This is a genomic window from Xanthobacter luteus (assembly GCF_040049235.1).
Classification (GTDB): domain Bacteria; phylum Pseudomonadota; class Alphaproteobacteria; order Rhizobiales; family Xanthobacteraceae; genus Xanthobacter.
The window spans coordinates 214,665-229,871 of sequence record NZ_JBDZDO010000001.1 but is presented as its reverse complement, the minus strand read 5'-3'; the positions used below and the strand labels follow the sequence as shown (position 1 = coordinate 229,871).

15 protein-coding genes are annotated in these 15,207 nt (G+C 70.4%); 14 read left to right on the top strand and 1 reads right to left on the bottom strand.

Features of this window, described 5'->3' with window-relative positions; translation table 11 throughout:
* Window positions 1-4: 4 nt before the first annotated feature.
* The 8 genes from ABLE88_RS01185 (at window position 5) to ABLE88_RS01150 (ending at window position 7,418) form a co-directional block, all read left to right on the top strand.
* Window positions 5-823 (top strand): segregation and condensation protein A, encoded by an 819-nt coding sequence (locus tag ABLE88_RS01185; RefSeq protein ID WP_348829535.1) that lies wholly within the window; start codon window positions 5-7, stop codon window positions 821-823.
* Window positions 820-1,560 carry an SMC-Scp complex subunit ScpB gene (gene scpB, locus ABLE88_RS01180; RefSeq protein ID WP_348829533.1) on the top strand — a complete coding sequence of 247 codons (741 nt, stop codon included), beginning with the start codon at window positions 820-822 and terminating at the stop codon, window positions 1,558-1,560. Before ABLE88_RS01185 ends, scpB begins: the two co-directional genes overlap by 4 nt.
* On the top strand, window positions 1,557-2,651 hold the full coding sequence (locus ABLE88_RS01175) for an ABC transporter ATP-binding protein (RefSeq protein ID WP_348829532.1): 1,095 nt from the start codon (window positions 1,557-1,559) through the stop codon (window positions 2,649-2,651). Before scpB ends, ABLE88_RS01175 begins: the two co-directional genes overlap by 4 nt.
* A 63-nt stretch (window positions 2,652-2,714) precedes the next feature.
* Window positions 2,715-2,948 carry a twin-arginine translocase TatA/TatE family subunit gene (locus ABLE88_RS01170; RefSeq protein WP_348829531.1) on the top strand — a complete coding sequence of 78 codons (234 nt, stop codon included), beginning with the start codon at window positions 2,715-2,717 and terminating at the stop codon, window positions 2,946-2,948.
* A gap of 65 nt (window positions 2,949-3,013) precedes the next feature.
* Window positions 3,014-3,490, top strand: coding sequence for a Sec-independent protein translocase protein TatB (tatB, locus tag ABLE88_RS01165; protein WP_348829529.1), 477 nt, complete (start codon window positions 3,014-3,016; stop codon window positions 3,488-3,490).
* Window positions 3,487-4,299: a twin-arginine translocase subunit TatC gene (gene tatC / locus ABLE88_RS01160; RefSeq protein ID WP_348829528.1), complete on the top strand. Its 813-nt coding sequence runs from the start codon at window positions 3,487-3,489 to the stop codon at window positions 4,297-4,299. Before tatB ends, tatC begins: the two co-directional genes overlap by 4 nt.
* Window positions 4,300-4,507: 208 nt before the next feature.
* The gene (serS, locus tag ABLE88_RS01155) at window positions 4,508-6,052 is read left to right on the top strand and encodes a serine--tRNA ligase (protein ID WP_348829527.1); all 1,545 of its coding nucleotides are present in this window, start codon (window positions 4,508-4,510) and stop codon (window positions 6,050-6,052) included.
* A 403-nt stretch (window positions 6,053-6,455) separates the two neighbouring features.
* Window positions 6,456-7,418, top strand: coding sequence for an AEC family transporter (locus tag ABLE88_RS01150; protein WP_348829526.1), 963 nt, complete (start codon window positions 6,456-6,458; stop codon window positions 7,416-7,418).
* 227 nt (window positions 7,419-7,645) lie between these two features.
* Here the strand turns inward: ABLE88_RS01150 and ABLE88_RS01145 are convergent, their stop codons facing one another.
* Window positions 7,646-8,824, bottom strand: coding sequence for a UbiH/UbiF family hydroxylase (locus ABLE88_RS01145; RefSeq protein WP_348829525.1), 1,179 nt, complete (start codon window positions 8,822-8,824; stop codon window positions 7,646-7,648).
* 182 nt (window positions 8,825-9,006) lie between these two features.
* Here ABLE88_RS01145 and ABLE88_RS01140 point away from each other — a divergent pair, with 182 nt between their 5' ends.
* The 6 genes from ABLE88_RS01140 to acpS all read left to right on the top strand — a co-directional run bounded on the left by ABLE88_RS01140 (window position 9,007) and on the right by acpS (window position 15,153).
* A complete protein-coding gene (locus tag ABLE88_RS01140) occupies window positions 9,007-9,759 on the top strand; it encodes a TerC family protein (protein ID WP_348829524.1) in 753 nt (250 codons plus the stop codon).
* Between the two features lie 34 nt (window positions 9,760-9,793).
* Complete coding sequence (locus ABLE88_RS01135; protein WP_348829522.1) at window positions 9,794-10,543, top strand: SDR family oxidoreductase; 750 nt, start codon at window positions 9,794-9,796, stop codon at window positions 10,541-10,543.
* A gap of 69 nt (window positions 10,544-10,612) precedes the next feature.
* Window positions 10,613-11,587: a quinone oxidoreductase family protein gene (locus ABLE88_RS01130; RefSeq protein ID WP_348829521.1), complete on the top strand. Its 975-nt coding sequence runs from the start codon at window positions 10,613-10,615 to the stop codon at window positions 11,585-11,587.
* A 133-nt stretch (window positions 11,588-11,720) separates the two neighbouring features.
* Window positions 11,721-13,937, top strand: a complete 2,217-nt coding sequence (locus ABLE88_RS01125) for a RelA/SpoT family protein (protein WP_348829519.1) — start codon at window positions 11,721-11,723, stop codon at window positions 13,935-13,937.
* A gap of 29 nt (window positions 13,938-13,966) precedes the next feature.
* Window positions 13,967-14,752, top strand: coding sequence for a pyridoxine 5'-phosphate synthase (locus ABLE88_RS01120; protein ID WP_348829518.1), 786 nt, complete (start codon window positions 13,967-13,969; stop codon window positions 14,750-14,752).
* Window positions 14,749-15,153 (top strand): holo-ACP synthase, encoded by a 405-nt coding sequence (gene acpS, locus ABLE88_RS01115; protein WP_348829516.1) that lies wholly within the window; start codon window positions 14,749-14,751, stop codon window positions 15,151-15,153. Before ABLE88_RS01120 ends, acpS begins: the two co-directional genes overlap by 4 nt.
* Window positions 15,154-15,207: the final 54 nt, after the last annotated feature.

Genomic DNA, 15,207 nt, shown 5'->3' with positions numbered 1-15,207 from the left:
AGCCATGGCCGTTGACGCGGCGCCGAGCTTTGCCGAGGACGAGCTTCCCAAAGGCGGGGAGGGCGCCTTCGTGGTGGATGTCGACGGCTTCGAGGGGCCGCTCGACCTGCTTCTGGCGCTCGCCCGCACGCAGAAGGTGGACCTCACCCGCATCTCCATCCTGGCTTTGGCGGATCAGTATCTCGCCTTCATCGAGGCGGCGCGGCGCGGCCGGCTGGAGCTTGCCGCCGATTATCTCGTGATGGCGGCCTGGCTTGCTTACCTCAAGTCGCGGCTGCTGCTGCCGGCGCCGCCGAAGGAGGACGGCCCGAGCGCGCAGGAGCTGGCCGACGCCTTCGCCCGGCGCCTGCGGCATCTGGAGCGCATCCGCCGGGCCGCGGAAGACCTCATGGCGCGCCCGCAGATGGGACGCGACGTGCTCGCCCGGGCGCTGCCGGAGACGAAGGACCTGCCGCGCGGCCCGGTGAGCTACACCGCGACGCTCTACGATTTGCTCTCCGCTTATGCCCGCCAGCGCCAGGTGAGGGCGCTCTCCCATGTCACGTTCAAGACGCGCGCGGTCTGGTCGCTGGCCGAGGCGCGCGAGCGGCTGGAACGGCTGATCGGCCGTGCCGACGTCGACGACTGGATGCGGCTCGACCAATTCCTCCTCGACTATGTCGCCGAGCCCGCCGAGCGCGCCTCCGCGCTCGCCTCCAGCTTCTCGGCGAGCCTCGAGATGGTGCGCGAGGGCATGCTGGACATCCGCCAGGACGCGCCCTTCGCGCCGCTCTGGCTGCGGCCGCATCGTGCCGAAAGCGGGCCGGCCGGGGAGGGCGCATGAACAAGGCCGCCCCGCGCATCGACCTGTTCGACGTGCGTCCGGACGACGAGCGCGCGGTGGCGTTCGTGCGCGATTTGCGCGTGGTCGAGGCGCTGCTGTTCACCTCCTCGGTGCCGCTGGACGCGGCGAGCCTTTCCGCCCATCTGCCCAAGGAGGCGGACATCGGCGCGCTGATGGACGCGCTCCAGGCGGATTATGCGCGGCGCGGCGTGAACCTCGTGAAGGCGGCGGGCGGCTTCATGCTGCGCACCGCGCCGGACCTCGCCCCCGTGGTGGCGGCCCGCGCGCCGGAGCCGCGCCGGCTCTCGCGCGCCGCGATCGAGGTGCTCGCCATCGTCGCCTACCACCAGCCGGTGACCCGCGCGGAGATCGAGGAGATTCGCGGCGTCTCCACCTCCAAGGGCACGCTGGACGTGCTGCTGGAGACCGGCTGGATACGCCTGCGCGGCCGCCGCAAGGCGCCCGGCCGGCCGGTCACCTACGGCACCACGCCCGCTTTCCTGGTGCAGTTCGGCCTCGATCAGGTGCAGGACCTGCCGGGCCTCGACGAGATGAAGGGCGCCGGCCTCATGGACGGCCGCCTGCCCGCCGGCTTCGCCATCCCGCTGCCGTCGGACGACCCCCAGCTCCACGAGGACGAGGAGGCGCTGGAGAACGAGCCGCTGGACTTCGCCTTGACGCCGCCGCCCTCCGACGAAGACGAGACCGGCGACCAAGAGGAGGACGGGGAAGGGTGAGCGCGCGCGCGAGCCTGGGCGTGCGCGCCCGCACCCCCGCCGCGATCCCCAACCGGCTCGCCTTCGAGGATGTCAGCCTGTCCTACGGCGGCGTTCCGGCGGTGCGGAACGTCTCGCTCGACATCGCGCCGGGGGAGGTGGTCTGCCTGCTCGGCCATTCGGGCTGCGGCAAGACCTCGCTGCTGCGGCTCGCCGCCGGCATCGAGCGGCCGGATAGCGGCCGCATCCTGCTGGACGGCCGGGAGATCGCGTCGCGCACCACCTTCGTGCCGCCGGAACAGCGCGGCGTCGGCCTGGTGTTCCAGGATTTTGCGCTGTTCCCGCACCTCACGAACCTCGAAAACGTGATGTTCGGGCTCGGCGCCCTGCCGCGCGCGGATGCCCGCGCCGAGGCGCGGCGCGCGCTCGCGCGGGTGGACCTCGAGGAGGTGGCGCTCGCTTATCCGCACGAATTGTCCGGCGGCCAGCAGCAGCGCGTCGCGCTCGCCCGCGCCATGGCGCCCCGGCCCGGAATCCTTCTGCTGGACGAGCCGTTCTCCGGCCTCGATCGGCGCCTGCGCGACCAGGTCCGCGCCGATACCCTCGCCGTGCTGCGCGACGCCAAGGCGACCTCGATCGTCGTCACCCACGACCCCGAGGAGGCGATGCGCCTTGCCGACCGCATCGCGCTGGTGCGCAAGGGCGAGCTGGTGCAGGTGGGGCCGCCGGCCGAGCTCTACCGCGGCCCCGCCGACCTCAACGTGGCGCGGTTCTTCTGCGAGACCAACGAGGTGCCTGGCATCGCCGCGGGCGGGCGGGTGGAGACCGCGCTCGGCACCTTTGCCGTGCCGCCCGGCGTGCCGGACGGGCCGGTGGTGGCCGTGGTGCGGCCGGCGGGCATCCGCATCGGCCCGCGCGGCTGCGGCCGGCCGGGGCGGATCCTCGACCGGCGCTTTCTCGGCGAGCTCGATCTCGTGGAAGTGATGGTGGAGGGCATCCCCCGCCCGGTCGTCGCCCGGCTGAGGGACGCGGGCGAGGCGGCGCGGGGCCAGGAGGTGGGCGTTGCCGCCGATCCGGCCGAGGTCCTTGTTTTCGCCGCGACCGACGCCTAGTCTTCGCCCCACGCATGCCCCGGCGCCGCGCGCCGGGCAAAAAGACAATCTGGAGGACGGTAAATGGGTTCGTTGAGCATCTGGCACTGGATCATAGTGCTGGCCGTGGTGCTCCTCCTGTTCGGCCGGGGCAAGATCTCCGACCTCATGGGTGACGTGGCGAAGGGCATCAAATCCTTCAAGAAGGGCATGGCTGAGGACGACGAGCCGGCGAAGACGGCCGCCCCGCCCGAGGCTCCGCGCCCGATCCCGCACCAGACCGCGAGCGCCCCCGAGGCCGAGAAGAAGCCCGTCTGATCTCAGGCCGGCCCACCACAACCCCTTGAGGAGGGCGGCGGCTCCGCCGTCGGCTTGGCGCGCATATGTTCGAAATCGGCTGGTCGGAGCTGATGCTCATCGGCATCGTGGCGCTGATCGTGATCGGCCCGCATGAGCTGCCCACGGTCCTGCGCACCGTGGGCAAGACCGTGACCAAGCTGCGCCGCATGGCCGGCGAGTTCCAGGGCCAGTTCCAGGAAGCTTTGCGCGAGGCGGACCTCGCCGACATGCGCAAGGAGATTTCCGACGTCACCGACAGCGCCCGCACGACCCTGGCGAGCGCGGAGATGTTCGACCCGCTGAAATCCATCCGCGAGGAGATCCGCTCCACGGTGGAGGGCGGCAGCAAAGCCGAGCCGTCCGCGCCGCGGCCGGAGGAGCCGGTTGCCGGCGCCAGCGCCGCGCCGGCCCCGGCCGGGCTCGTGGCGCCGCCCGCCGCCGAGCCGCTCGCGCCGCCCATCTTCGATCCGCCGACGCCTGAGGCCGCGCCCGCGCCCGAGGCCAACAAGAGCGCCTCATGAGCGAGGAAGACGAAATCGACGCCTCGAAGGCCCCGCTCATCGAGCATTTGATCGAGCTGCGCGCGCGGCTGATCAAGTCGGCGGTGGCGTTCCTCATCGCCTTCTTCCTGTGCTTCACCTTCGCCAAGCAGATCTACAACATCTTGCTCTGGCCCTACGAGTTCGCCTCGGGCTTCGCGCCGGGGGTGAAGCTGATCTATACGGCGCCGCAGGAATTCCTGTTCACCCAGATCAAGCTCGGCATGTTCGGGGCGGCGTTCATCTCGTTTCCCGTGGTGGCGACCCAGCTCTACATGTTCGTGGCGCCCGGCCTCTACAAGCACGAGAAGAACGCCTTCCGGCCCTATCTCATCGCCACCCCCATCTGCTTCCTGATCGGCGCCGCCTTCGTCTATTTCATCGCCATGCCGCTCGCCATGTCCTACTTCCTGGGCATGCAGCAGGTGGGCGGCGAGGGGCAGGCGGAAATTTCGCTGCTGCCGAAGGTGTCGGAATATCTTTCGCTCATCACCACTTTGATCCTCGCCTTCGGCATCTGCTTCCAGCTTCCGGTGGTGCTGACGCTGCTCGCGCGCATCGGCATCGTGACGCAGGACATGCTGCGCAAGGCGCGGCGCTACGCCATCGTCGGCGTGTTCGTGGCCGCCGCCGTGCTCACCCCGCCGGACGTCATCAGCCAGCTCTCCCTTGCCCTGCCGACGCTGCTTCTCTACGAGGTGTCGGTCTATCTGGTGGGCATCGTCGAGCGGCGGCGGGCGGCGGAAGAGGCGGCGCGCAACGCGGCGGACGCCGCGTCCTCGGCCAGCTGACCGGCGGCGGGCCTTTCCGGATCATTGGTTTTTTGGGCGCGGGGCTCCTCCTTCCGCCCGTCATCCCCCGGCTTGACCGGGGGATCCACGCATCCGTGCGAGCCGGCGCTCGGCGGCGCGATGGATGCTCCGGTCAAGCCGGAGCATGACGGTGGTGGGGGCGCCGCGCCGCCTCATCGGCCCCCGAAAGGCCACGGCGGAGCGTCTCATGCACGACATCAAATGGATCCGCGAGGAGCCGCAGGTCCTCATCGCCGCGCTGGCGCGGCGCGGCGGCGGGTCCGCCGAGGCGAAGGCGGCCGGCGAGGCGCTGGTGGCCAAGCTCATGGGCCTCGACGAGGAGCGCCGGGCCACCCTCACGAAGCTCGAAGGCCTTCTGGCGCGCCGCAACGCCGCCTCCAAGGAGATCGGCCAGGCCAAGGCGCAGAAGGACGAGGCCAAGGCGTCCGCCCTCATGGCCGAGGTGGCCAAGCTCAAGGAGGACGTGCCGGCGCTGGAAGCCGAGGTGAAGCGCATCGACGCCGTGCTGGAGGCCGAGCTCGCCGCCATCCCCAACGTGCCGCTTCCCGACGTGCCGGACGGCAAGGACGAGCACGACAACGTGGAGCGAGAGGACCATCGGTTCGGCACCAAGAAGACTGCCGAGAGCATGGGTTTCACGCCGAAGCAGCATTTTGAGCTCGGCGAGGCGCTCGGCCAGATGGATTTCGAGACCGCCGCCAAGCTCTCCGGCGCGCGCTTCGTCGTGAACAAGGGGCCGCTGGCACGGCTGGAGCGGGCGCTGGGGCAGTTCTTCCTGGACGTGCACACGAGCGAGCACGGCTACATGGAGGTGAACCCGCCGCTGCTGGTGCGGGATGAGGCGATGTTCGGGACGGCGCAATTGCCGAAGTTTCGGGAGGATCAGTTCAAGACAAAAAAAGGGGCCACGATTGACGACGTGACCCTCGTTATGCAGGGCGCGATGAAGCAGTTTGCTTTGAACGCGCAGTTCGAACGCTCGAAAGATGGCCGACTGATCGATACGCCGAAAGTTCGCTCGGCGGCTCTTCAATTCATGCGGAATGCGGTCGACGAATGGATGGGCGGAGCTTCGGTGCTAGCGGATCGCGATCCAAACGAGCCTATCGAACATGATATTCCTTTCTGGCTCATCCCCACCGCCGAAGTCCCGCTGACCAACCTCGTCCGCGAGTCCATCCTCTCCGAGGAAGAACTCCCCCTGCGCCTCACCGCCTGCACCCCCTGCTTCCGCGCGGAAGCCGGCGCGGCCGGGCGGGACACGCGCGGCATGATCCGCCAGCACCAGTTCACCAAGGTGGAGCTGGTCTCCATCACCACGCCGGAGAAGTCAGCCGAGGAGCACGAGCGCATGCTCGCCTGCGCCGAGGCGGTGCTCAAGAAGCTGGATCTCGCCTACCGCGTGGTCACGCTGTGCACCGGCGACATGGGCTTTGCCTCGCAGAAGACCTACGACATCGAGGTCTGGCTGCCGGGACAGGGGGCCTACCGCGAAATCTCCTCCTGCTCGGTGTGCGGCGACTTCCAGGCGCGCCGCATGAATGCCCGCTACCGGCCGGCGGAGGGCAAAGGCCCGCGCTTCGTCCACACGCTCAACGGCTCGGGCGTGGCGGTGGGCCGCGCTTTGGTGGCGGTGATGGAGACCTACCAGCAGGAAAACGGCGCCATCGCCGTCCCCGAGGCGCTGAAGGCCTATATGGGCGGCCTCGCATTGGTGGAGAAGCTGAAGTAGGGCGCGGCTCCGCGCGGCGGTGTTCCGCGCGGCGTGGAACCCCTCACCCCGCCCCTCTCCCGCGAGGGGAGAGGGGCGCGAACGGCGGGGCCTGCGCTCAATGCCGACGACGGCGCGCCTCGCGCCCCGTCATGCCCCGGCTTGTCCGGGGCATCCACCACGGGACGCCGCGCCGCCCGGACGGCCACCGCCAGCGCATGTGCGCCGGTGGATCCCCCGGACAAGCCGGGGGATGACGGCGGTGATGAAAGGGGGTGCGGACGGTAAGGCCGTTCGTCTCGGGCGCCCGGCCGCGCATGAGCGCGGGCAGAGCCATTCCGCCGGCGCGCTTTTCATCGGCCGGCCGGGCGGCTAGCGTCCCGCCACCCGCCCGCGCCGCCGGCCTCCCGCACCAGGACCGCCCGTGACCGACCTCATCGGCCTCGCCTTTCCGTTCTTCGGCCTGATTTTCCTCGGCTATTTCTGCGGCCGGGTGGTGAAGCTGCCGGAGGCGGGGCTCGCCTGGCTGTCCTTCTTCATCATCTATGTGGCGCTGCCGGCGCTGTTCTACCGCATCGTCGCCCAGACCCCGTTCGAGGAGCTGGCCAACGGCGCCTTCATCCTCGCCGTCATCGCCTCCACCACCACCTGCGCCGCCATCGCCTTGGCGCTCGGCCTGTTCTTCCGCAGGGGCAATGTGGGCGAGGCGGCCATCGCCACCACGGTCGGCGCCTATGCGAACGTGGGATATATGGGCCCGGGCCTCACGCTGGCGGCGCTCGGCCAGGGGGCGGCGACGCCGGCGGCGCTGATTTTCGCCTGCGACAGCGTGTTCTTCTTCACGCTGGTGCCGCTGCTGATGGCCATGCGCGGCGGCCAGCACGAGAGCCTCCTGGCCACCTTCGGCATCATCGTGAAGCGGGTGCTCACCCACCCGTTCAACATCGCCACCTTGCTCGGGGTGCTGGCCGCCGCGATCAAGTTCCAGGAGCCGGCGGCCATCGCCAAGATGCTGGACTTCCTGAAGAACGCCGCCGCGCCCTGCGCGCTGTTCACGCTCGGCGTGACGGTGGCGCTGCGGCCGCTGAAGCGCATGCCCGTGGAGCTCGGTCCGCTGCTCGGCCTCAAGCTCCTGGTGCATCCGGCCATCGCTTTGGTGTCGCTGTCCATCTTCGGCGGCTTCTCGCCCGCATGGACCCAGACGTTGCTGCTGATGGCGGCGCTGCCGCCGGCGCTCAACTGCTTCGTGCTGGCGCGCCAGTACCACATCTATGTGGAGGAGGCCTCCGCCGCGGTCCTGGTGGGCACGCTCGCCTCGGTGGTGACGGTGACGGGCATGCTCTATCTGCTGCGCGAGCAGCTGATCCCGCTCGATTTGTTCCCCTGAGGCAGCGCCGGCCCCCGCCGCCGATGGGCCCTCCGGTCAAGCCGGAGGGCGACGGCGCGAGGGCGGAGACGGCGGGATAGAGGAGAACGGTAGCCCCTGAAAACCGCCGTCATGCTCCGGCTTGACCGGAGCATCCACTGCGCCGGCTGGGCGCGCCGCCGTCCGTGGGCCCTCCAGTCAAGCCGGAGGGCGACGGCAGGGAAAGCTGTGACGGCGGAAAGGGCGTTTCACGCCGCGCGGGCGCCGACGCCGAGGCGCATCACCGCGCGCCGCAGCGGCCCCACCCGGTCGAGCAGATAGAGGCCGAAGCCGCGCATGCTCTGCACCGGCAGGAATTCGGAGAGCAGCGAGCGGTTGAGCAGGTCCACCGCGGCCATGCGCGCGTCGATGTCGCGGCGGCGGGCGGCCTCAAAGCGGGCGAGCGGCGCCTCTTCGCCCGGATCGCGCCCGCGCGCCACCGCCTCGACGGCGATCTCCACCAGCGCCGCGGCGTCGCGCAGGCCGAGATTGAGCCCCTGCGCGCCGATGGGCGGCATGATGTGCGCCGCCTCGGCGGTCAGCGCCACGCGCGGGGCGACCAGCCTGCGGGCGGTCTCGGCCGCCAGCGGGAAGGCGCCGCGGCCCTCCTCCATCTCGAACGCGCCGAGCAGCGAGAAGCAGCGCGCCTCCAGCTCCCGCGCCAGCGCCGCGTCCGGCAGGCCCATGAGGCGCACCGCCTCCCGGTCGCCCACCACGCAGACGATGGAGGAGCGGTTTCCCGGCAGCGGCACCAAAGTGAACGGGCCGCTCTCGGTGTGGAATTCGGTGGAGGTGTCCTCGTGCGGCCGCGCATGGCGCACGGTGGCGGTGAAGGCCACCTGCGGATAGTCGCGCTTGCGCATGGCGATGCCGCAGGCCTCCCGCACCCGCGAGGCGCGCCCGTCCGCCGCCGCCACGAGCCGGGCGCAAACCGCGCCGCCGTCGGTAAGCGAAAGCTGCGCCGCCGCGTCGCCGACCGCGAGGTCGGCGAGCGAGGTGCGCAACAGCGTGAGCGCCGGCTCGGCCTCCGCGGCGGCGCGCAGGGCGAGCCGCAGGTCGTCATTGGCCACGTTGTAGCCGAAGGCGGGAAGGTCGATCTCCGCCGAGCGGAAGTTCACCTCCGGCGCGCGCACCAGGCGCCGGGTGGCGTCGACGATGCGCAGGTCCCGCAGCGGCGCCGCCTTGGCCGCGACCGCCTCCCAGACCCCGAACTGCGCGAGGATGCGCACCGAGCCGTCCAGCAGCGCGGTGGTGCGGTGGTCCACCCCGCGTTCCGGCCCGGTGACGAGCGCGGTCGAGACGCCCCCGCGCGCGAGGCCGAGCGCCAGCGCGAGCCCCGCCGGTCCTGCGCCCACCACCGCCACGTCGAAGCTCGTCCGCTCGCCCATGCGCCTCTCCCAGGTTCCGCCTGCCGCCGGAGCGGGTCCGGCGGCGTCGCTCCATGATAGGCCAGACCGTGCGTGCGGTCGCGTGGCCGGTTGACCCAGCCCCCGCAGGGCGGCGGGGGCCGAAAGTTCGCTTGCTGACGGACCGGAAGCGCGGAAAATGCCGGGACATCAGGGGGTCGCAGATGGATTGGATCGCTTCGCCGGAGGCCTGGGCGGCGCTCGTGACGCTCACGGCCATGGAGATCGTGCTCGGCATCGACAACGTGGTCTTCATCTCGCTGCTGGTGCAGGGCCTGCCGCCCGCCATGGCGCTCAGGGCGCGGCAGATCGGCCTTTCCGCCGCGCTCGTCATGCGGATCGGGCTCCTGTTCGCGCTGTCCTGGCTCATCGGCCTGAAGGAGCCGCTGTTCTCCGCCTTCGGCTACGGCTTCTCCTGGCGCGACCTCATCCTCATCGCCGGCGGCGGCTTCCTGATCGCCAAGGCGACGCACGAGATGCATTCGGCGGTGGAGGGCGAGGACGAACTCGACGAGGAGATGGGCGTCGCCGAGCGCGCCACCCGCAGCTTCTTCCTCCTCGTGGGGCAGATCGTCATCATCGACATCGTGTTCTCGGTGGATTCCATCCTCACCGCCATCGGCATGGCCGAGCACGTGGAGATCATGGTCCTGGCGGTGGTCATCGCCGTGGCGATCATGTTCGTGTCGTCCGGGCCGCTGAGCACCTTCATCGCCTCCCACCCCACCACCAAGATGCTGGCGCTCGCCTTCCTGGTGCTGATCGGCGTGACGCTGGTCGCCGACGGCTTCGGCGTCCATGTGCCCAAGGGCTACATCTATGCCGCCATGGCCTTCTCGGTGACGGTGGAGGTGCTGAACGTGGCGGCATCGGGGCGCCGCCGCCGGCGCAGGGAGGCCCGCAGGACCCGGATGTGACGGCCTGCCGGAGAGGAACGACAGGGAGGATCGAATGGCAGATCGCGTGCTGCTGGTGACCGGCGCGAGCCGGGGAATCGGTGCCGCCACCGTCCGCCTGGCGGCGCAGGAGGGCTACCGGATCGCCCTCAACTACGCCTCGGCGGACAAGGAGGCGGAGGAGACCGCCGCCGCCGCCCGCGCCGCCGGCGCCGAGGTGGCGCTGTTCAAGGCCGACGTCGCGCGCGCCGACGAGGTGGAGCGCCTGTTCGCGCAGATCGACGCGCGGCTCGGCCGCCTCACCCATCTGGTGAACAATGCCGGCATCACCGGCCCGGCCAGCCGGTTCGCCGACATCGCGCCGGCCGAGCTCGCCCGCGTGCTCGACCTCAACGTCACCGGCGCGCTGCTGGTGGCGCAGGCGGCGGTGCGGCGCATCTCCCCCGCTTACGGCGGCGCGGGCGGGGCGATCGTCAACGTCTCCTCCATGGCGGCCCGGCTCGGCGCGCCGGGTGAATATGTCTGGTACGCCGCCTCCAAGGGGGCGATCGACAGCCTGACCGTGGGCCTCGCGCGCGAGCTGGGCAAAGAGGGGGTGCGGGTGAACGCCGTGGCGCCGGGTCTGATCGAGACCGGCATCCATGCGCGCAGCGGCCAGCCGGACCGGCTGGCGCGGCTCGCGCCCAGCATCCCGCTCGGCCGCCCCGGCACCCCGGACGAGGTGGCGCGCGCCATCCTCTGGCTGCTGTCGGAGGCGGCGTCCTATGTGACGGGCGCGGTGCTCAACATTTCGGGCGGGCGGTGACGGCGCTTGCGGGCGCCTCGCTCGGCCCTATTATCCCTGGCCTTCAAGGCGGATAGGGAGCCGAGCGCCATGGTCCACGCGGTAAGGGTTCACCAGACGGGAGGCCCCGAAGTCCTCGCTTACGAGGAGGTCGCCGTTCCCGCGCCCGGACCCGGCGAGGTCCAGATCCGGCAGACCGCCATCGGCCTCAATTTCATCGACGTCTATTTCCGCACCGGCCTCTACAAGGCGCCGCAGCTGCCGTTCGTGCCGGGCAGCGAGGGCGCGGGCGTGGTGGAGGCGGTCGGCCCCCAGGTGGACGGCTTCCATGCCGGCGACCGCGTCGCCTATGCCATGGCGCCGGGGGCCTATGCCGAGCTGCGCAACATCCCCGCCGCCATGCTGGTGCACCTGCCCGCCGCCATCGACGACCACACCGCCGCGGCCATGATGCTGAAGGGCATGACCGCGCAGTATCTGGTCAAGCGCACGCACCATGTGAAGCCGGGCGACGTGATCCTGGTTCAGGCCGCCGCCGGCGGCGTCGGCCTCATCCTGTGCCAGTGGGCGCGCCAGCTGGGCGCCACCGTCATCGGCACCGTGGGATCGAAGGCCAAGGCCGAGCTTGCCCGCGCCCATGGCTGCGACCACGTCATCCTCTATCGCGACGAGGATTTCGTGCACCGGGTCAAGGAGATCACCTCCGGCAAATTGTGCGACGTGGTCTATGACGGCATCGGCCAGGCGACCTATCCCGCTTCGCTCGACTGCCTGAAGCCGCTCGGCCTGTGGGTGTCGTTCGGCAACGCCTCCGGGGCGATCAGGAATTTCGACCTGCTGGAGCTTTCGAAAAGGGGCTCGCTGTTTGCCACCCGGCCGACGCTCGCGACCTTCGTGAGCAAGCGGCACGATCTGCTCGCCACCGCCAACGACCTGTTCGAGGCGGTGCTGAGCGGCGGGGTGAAGATCCCGGTGCACCAGACCTTCGCGCTCAAGGACGCCCGCAAGGCGCACGAGGCGCTGGAAGGGCGCGACACCACCGGCTCGACCCTTTTGCTGCCCTGAGGCGACGCGCGCCTTGCGCGCGCGCCGCTTCCCGCCGATATTCGCTTAACTACAAAGAACGGGGCCGGCCGCTGAAGGGTTGCGGACCATTGGCGCGAACGGCCCCGCTCGTGCTGCGACGGATCGTTCGGCCATGATGCGCCAATACGAGCTGGTCGAGCGCGTTCGACGGTACAATCCAAAGACCGACGAGGCGCTTCTCGACCGCGCCTATGTCTACGCCATGAAGGCGCACGGCAGCCAATTGCGGGCGTCGGGCGATCCCTATTTCTCGCACCCGCTGGAAGTGGCGGCGATCCTCACCGACCTGAAGCTCGACGACGACACCATCGTCGCGGCGCTGCTGCACGACACCATCGAGGACACGGACGCCACCAAGAGCGAGATCGAGCGCCTGTTCGGCCACCAGATCGCGACGCTGGTGGAGGGCCTCACCAAGATCAAGAAGCTCGACCTCGTGTCGAAACAGGCGAAGCAGGCCGAGAATCTGCGCAAGTTGCTGCTCGCCATCGCCGACGACGTGCGCGTCCTTCTGGTGAAGCTCGCCGACCGCCTGCACAACATGCGCACCCTGAAATGGGTGCCTGCCGACAAGCGCGACCGCGTCGCCCAGGAGACGCTGGACATCTACGCCCCGCTCGCCGCCCGCATGGGCATGCAGGACATGCGCGAGGAGCTGGAGGACCTGTCGTTCCGCCAGCTGTCGCCGGAAGCCTATGAGAGCATCGCCACCCGGGTCTCCGAGCTCAGGCAGCGCAACGGCCCGCTGGTCGAGGAGATCGAGCGCGAACTGCGCGACGAGCTCGCCCGGCGCGGCATCTCGGCCGAGGTGAAGGGGCGCGAGAAGGCACCCTATTCCATCTGGGGCAAGATGGAGCGCAAGGCGATCGGCTTCGAGCAGCTCTCCGACCTCTACGGCTTCCGCGTGATCGTGCGGAGCGTCGACGAATGCTACCGCGCGCTCGGCGTGGTCCACACCAAGTGGGCGATCGTGCCGGGCCGCTTCAAGGACTACATCTCGACCCCCAAGCCCAACGATTACCGCTCGCTCCACACCACCGTGATCGGCCCGCGGCGCCAGCGGGTCGAACTGCAGATCCGCACCCGCGACATGGAGGAGATCGCCGAATACGGCATCGCGGCCCACGCCCTCTACAAGGACGATTCGGGCGAGCCGGGGCCCATGCTCTCCAACGAGAGCCGCGCTTATGCCTGGCTCAGGAAGACCATCGAGAACCTCTCGCAGGGGCTCTCGCCGGAAGAGTTCCTGGAGCACACCAAGCTCGAGCTGTTCCACGACCAGGTGTTCTGCTTCACCCCGAAGGGCCGCCTCATCGCGCTGCCGCGCAAGGCGACCCCCATCGACTTCGCCTATGCGGTGCACACCGACATCGGCAACACCGCGGTCGGCTGCAAGATCAACGGCACCATCGCCCCCCTCGTCTCGGAGCTGAAGAACGGCGACGAGGTGGAGATCATCACGTCCAAGGCGCAGTCGCCGCCGGGCGCGTGGGAGACCATCGCCGTCACCGGCAAGGCGCGGGCGGCGGTCCGGCGCGCGACCCGCACGGCGGTCAGGGCGCAATATGCCGGGCTCGGCCGCAAGATCGCCGAGCGCGCCTTCGCCCGCGCGGCCAAGGTGTTCTCCGAGGACGCCGTGAGCAGGGCGACGCCGCGCCTCGCCCGCGCCGCGCCGGAGGACGTGTTCGCCGCCATCGGCCGCGGCGAGATCAAGCCCGAGGACCTGGTGCGGGCGGTCTATCCCGAATGGCTGCCGCCGCGCCTGGACGAGCGGATGAACGGCGAGCGGGCGCCCAACGGCGACGGCTGGTTCGAGCTCAAGCGCGCCCACAACCTCAAGTTCAAGATCCCGGAGGGCGCCAGCGCGGAGCGGCTCGACGCGATCCCGATCCGCGGCATCAACGGCGACCTGCCGGTGCGCTTCGCGCCCAATGGGGGCGCGGTGCCGGGCGACCGCATCGTCGGCATCCTGACCCCCGGCGAAGGCATCACCATCTATCCGATCCAGTCGCCGGCGCTGCAGAATTTCGAGGACAAGCCCGAGCACTGGCTGGACGTGCGCTGGGACCTCGACGAATTGTCCGACGGACGTTTCCCGGCCCAGATCATGGTGACGGCGCGCAACGAGCCGGGATCGCTCGCCCAGGTGGCAGGCGCCATCGGCGATCGGGGCGGCAATATTGAGGGCCTCCAGATGCGCACCCGCTCGGCCGATTTCACGGAGATGCTCATCGACGTGGAAGTATTCGACCTGCGTCATCTCAACGCCATCGTCGCGGACTTGAAAGCAAGAGCGGTGGTATCCAGCGTCGAGCGCGTCAACGGCTGACGCGCTCCCTCAAGCGGGAGCATCAGGACATGCAGGCAATCCGGCCGATCCGACTCGGCGTGAATGTCGACCACGTGGCGACCGTGCGAAATGCCCGCGGCGGCGCGCTGCCCGATCCGGTGCGCGCGGCGCTGCTGGTGCAGCAGGCCGGCGCCGACGGCATCACCGCCCATCTGCGCGAGGACCGGCGCCACATCCGCGACCTGGACATGGAGCGCCTCAAGGCGGAGATCTCCATCCCGCTCAATTTCGAGATGGCGGCCACCGACGAGATGATCGCCATCGCCCGCCGCATCCGACCCCATGCCTGCTGCCTGGTGCCCGAGAAGCGTGAGGAGCGCACCACCGAGGGCGGGCTCGACGCCGCCGGTCAGGGCGCCGAGCTCGGGCCGCGCATCGCCCTGCTGAAAGAGGTGGGCATCCGCGTGTCGCTGTTCGTGGCGGCCGATGCGGCACAGATCCAGGCGGCGCGCGACCTCGGCGCGGACATCGTCGAGCTGCACACCGGCGCCTGGTGCGAGGCGCGCGCCGAGGCCCGGGCGGCGGAGGCGCAGGCGGAGTTCGCCCGCATCGCCGCGGCGGCGCGCGAGGCGCACGGCCTTGGCCTCGAGGTCCATGCCGGCCACGGGCTCGATTACGAGAGCGCGGTGCTCGCCGCCGCCATCCCCGGGGTGGTGGAACTGAACATCGGCCACTTCCTGGTGGGCGAGGCGATCTTCGTCGGGCTCGAGGCGGCGGTGCGCCGCATGCGCGAGGCCATGGACCGGGGCCGCGCCTTGGCGGCGCGCGGCGTGGCGGACGGGGCGGCGGCGTGATCATCGGCATCGGCTCGGACCTCGCCGACGCGCGGCGCATCGCCCGCTCCATCGAGCGGTTCGGCGCGCGCTTCCTGGAGCGCGTCTTCACCCCGGTGGAGCGCGCCAAGGCGGACCGCCGGCGCCTGCGCGCCGAGACCTATGCCAAGCGCTTCGCTGCCAAGGAAGCCTGCGCCAAGGCGCTGGGCACCGGCCTGAGCCACGGGGTGTTCTGGCGCGACATGGGGGTGGTGAACCTTTCGACCGGCCAGCCCACCCTCGTGCTCACGGGAGGCGCGGCGCGCCGGCTCGAGGCGATGGTGCCGGCGGGGCACGAGGCGGTGATCCACCTCACCATGACCGACGAGGGACCGCTGGTCTCGGCCCAGGTCATCATTTCTGCAATTCCCCGGCGCGCCTGAACCCGGACCCGGCCCGGCGCTTCCACCGCGCACCGCCCGGTGGCATCGTGGCGC

Coding starts and splice junctions, on each gene's coding strand:
- ABLE88_RS01185 (WP_348829535.1), top strand. CDS start 5: ATGGCCGTTGACGCGGCGCCGAGCTTTGCCGAGGACGAGCTTCCCAAA.
- scpB (WP_348829533.1), top strand. CDS start 820: ATGAACAAGGCCGCCCCGCGCATCGACCTGTTCGACGTGCGTCCGGAC.
- ABLE88_RS01170 (WP_348829531.1), top strand. CDS start 2,715: ATGGGTTCGTTGAGCATCTGGCACTGGATCATAGTGCTGGCCGTGGTG.
- tatB (WP_348829529.1), top strand. CDS start 3,014: ATGTTCGAAATCGGCTGGTCGGAGCTGATGCTCATCGGCATCGTGGCG.
- tatC (WP_348829528.1), top strand. CDS start 3,487: ATGAGCGAGGAAGACGAAATCGACGCCTCGAAGGCCCCGCTCATCGAG.
- serS (WP_348829527.1), top strand. CDS start 4,508: ATGCACGACATCAAATGGATCCGCGAGGAGCCGCAGGTCCTCATCGCC.
- ABLE88_RS01145 (WP_348829525.1), bottom strand. CDS start 8,824: ATGGGCGAGCGGACGAGCTTCGACGTGGCGGTGGTGGGCGCAGGACCG.
- ABLE88_RS01140 (WP_348829524.1), top strand. CDS start 9,007: ATGGATTGGATCGCTTCGCCGGAGGCCTGGGCGGCGCTCGTGACGCTC.
- ABLE88_RS01135 (WP_348829522.1), top strand. CDS start 9,794: ATGGCAGATCGCGTGCTGCTGGTGACCGGCGCGAGCCGGGGAATCGGT.
- ABLE88_RS01130 (WP_348829521.1), top strand. CDS start 10,613: ATGGTCCACGCGGTAAGGGTTCACCAGACGGGAGGCCCCGAAGTCCTC.
- ABLE88_RS01125 (WP_348829519.1), top strand. CDS start 11,721: ATGATGCGCCAATACGAGCTGGTCGAGCGCGTTCGACGGTACAATCCA.
- ABLE88_RS01120 (WP_348829518.1), top strand. CDS start 13,967: ATGCAGGCAATCCGGCCGATCCGACTCGGCGTGAATGTCGACCACGTG.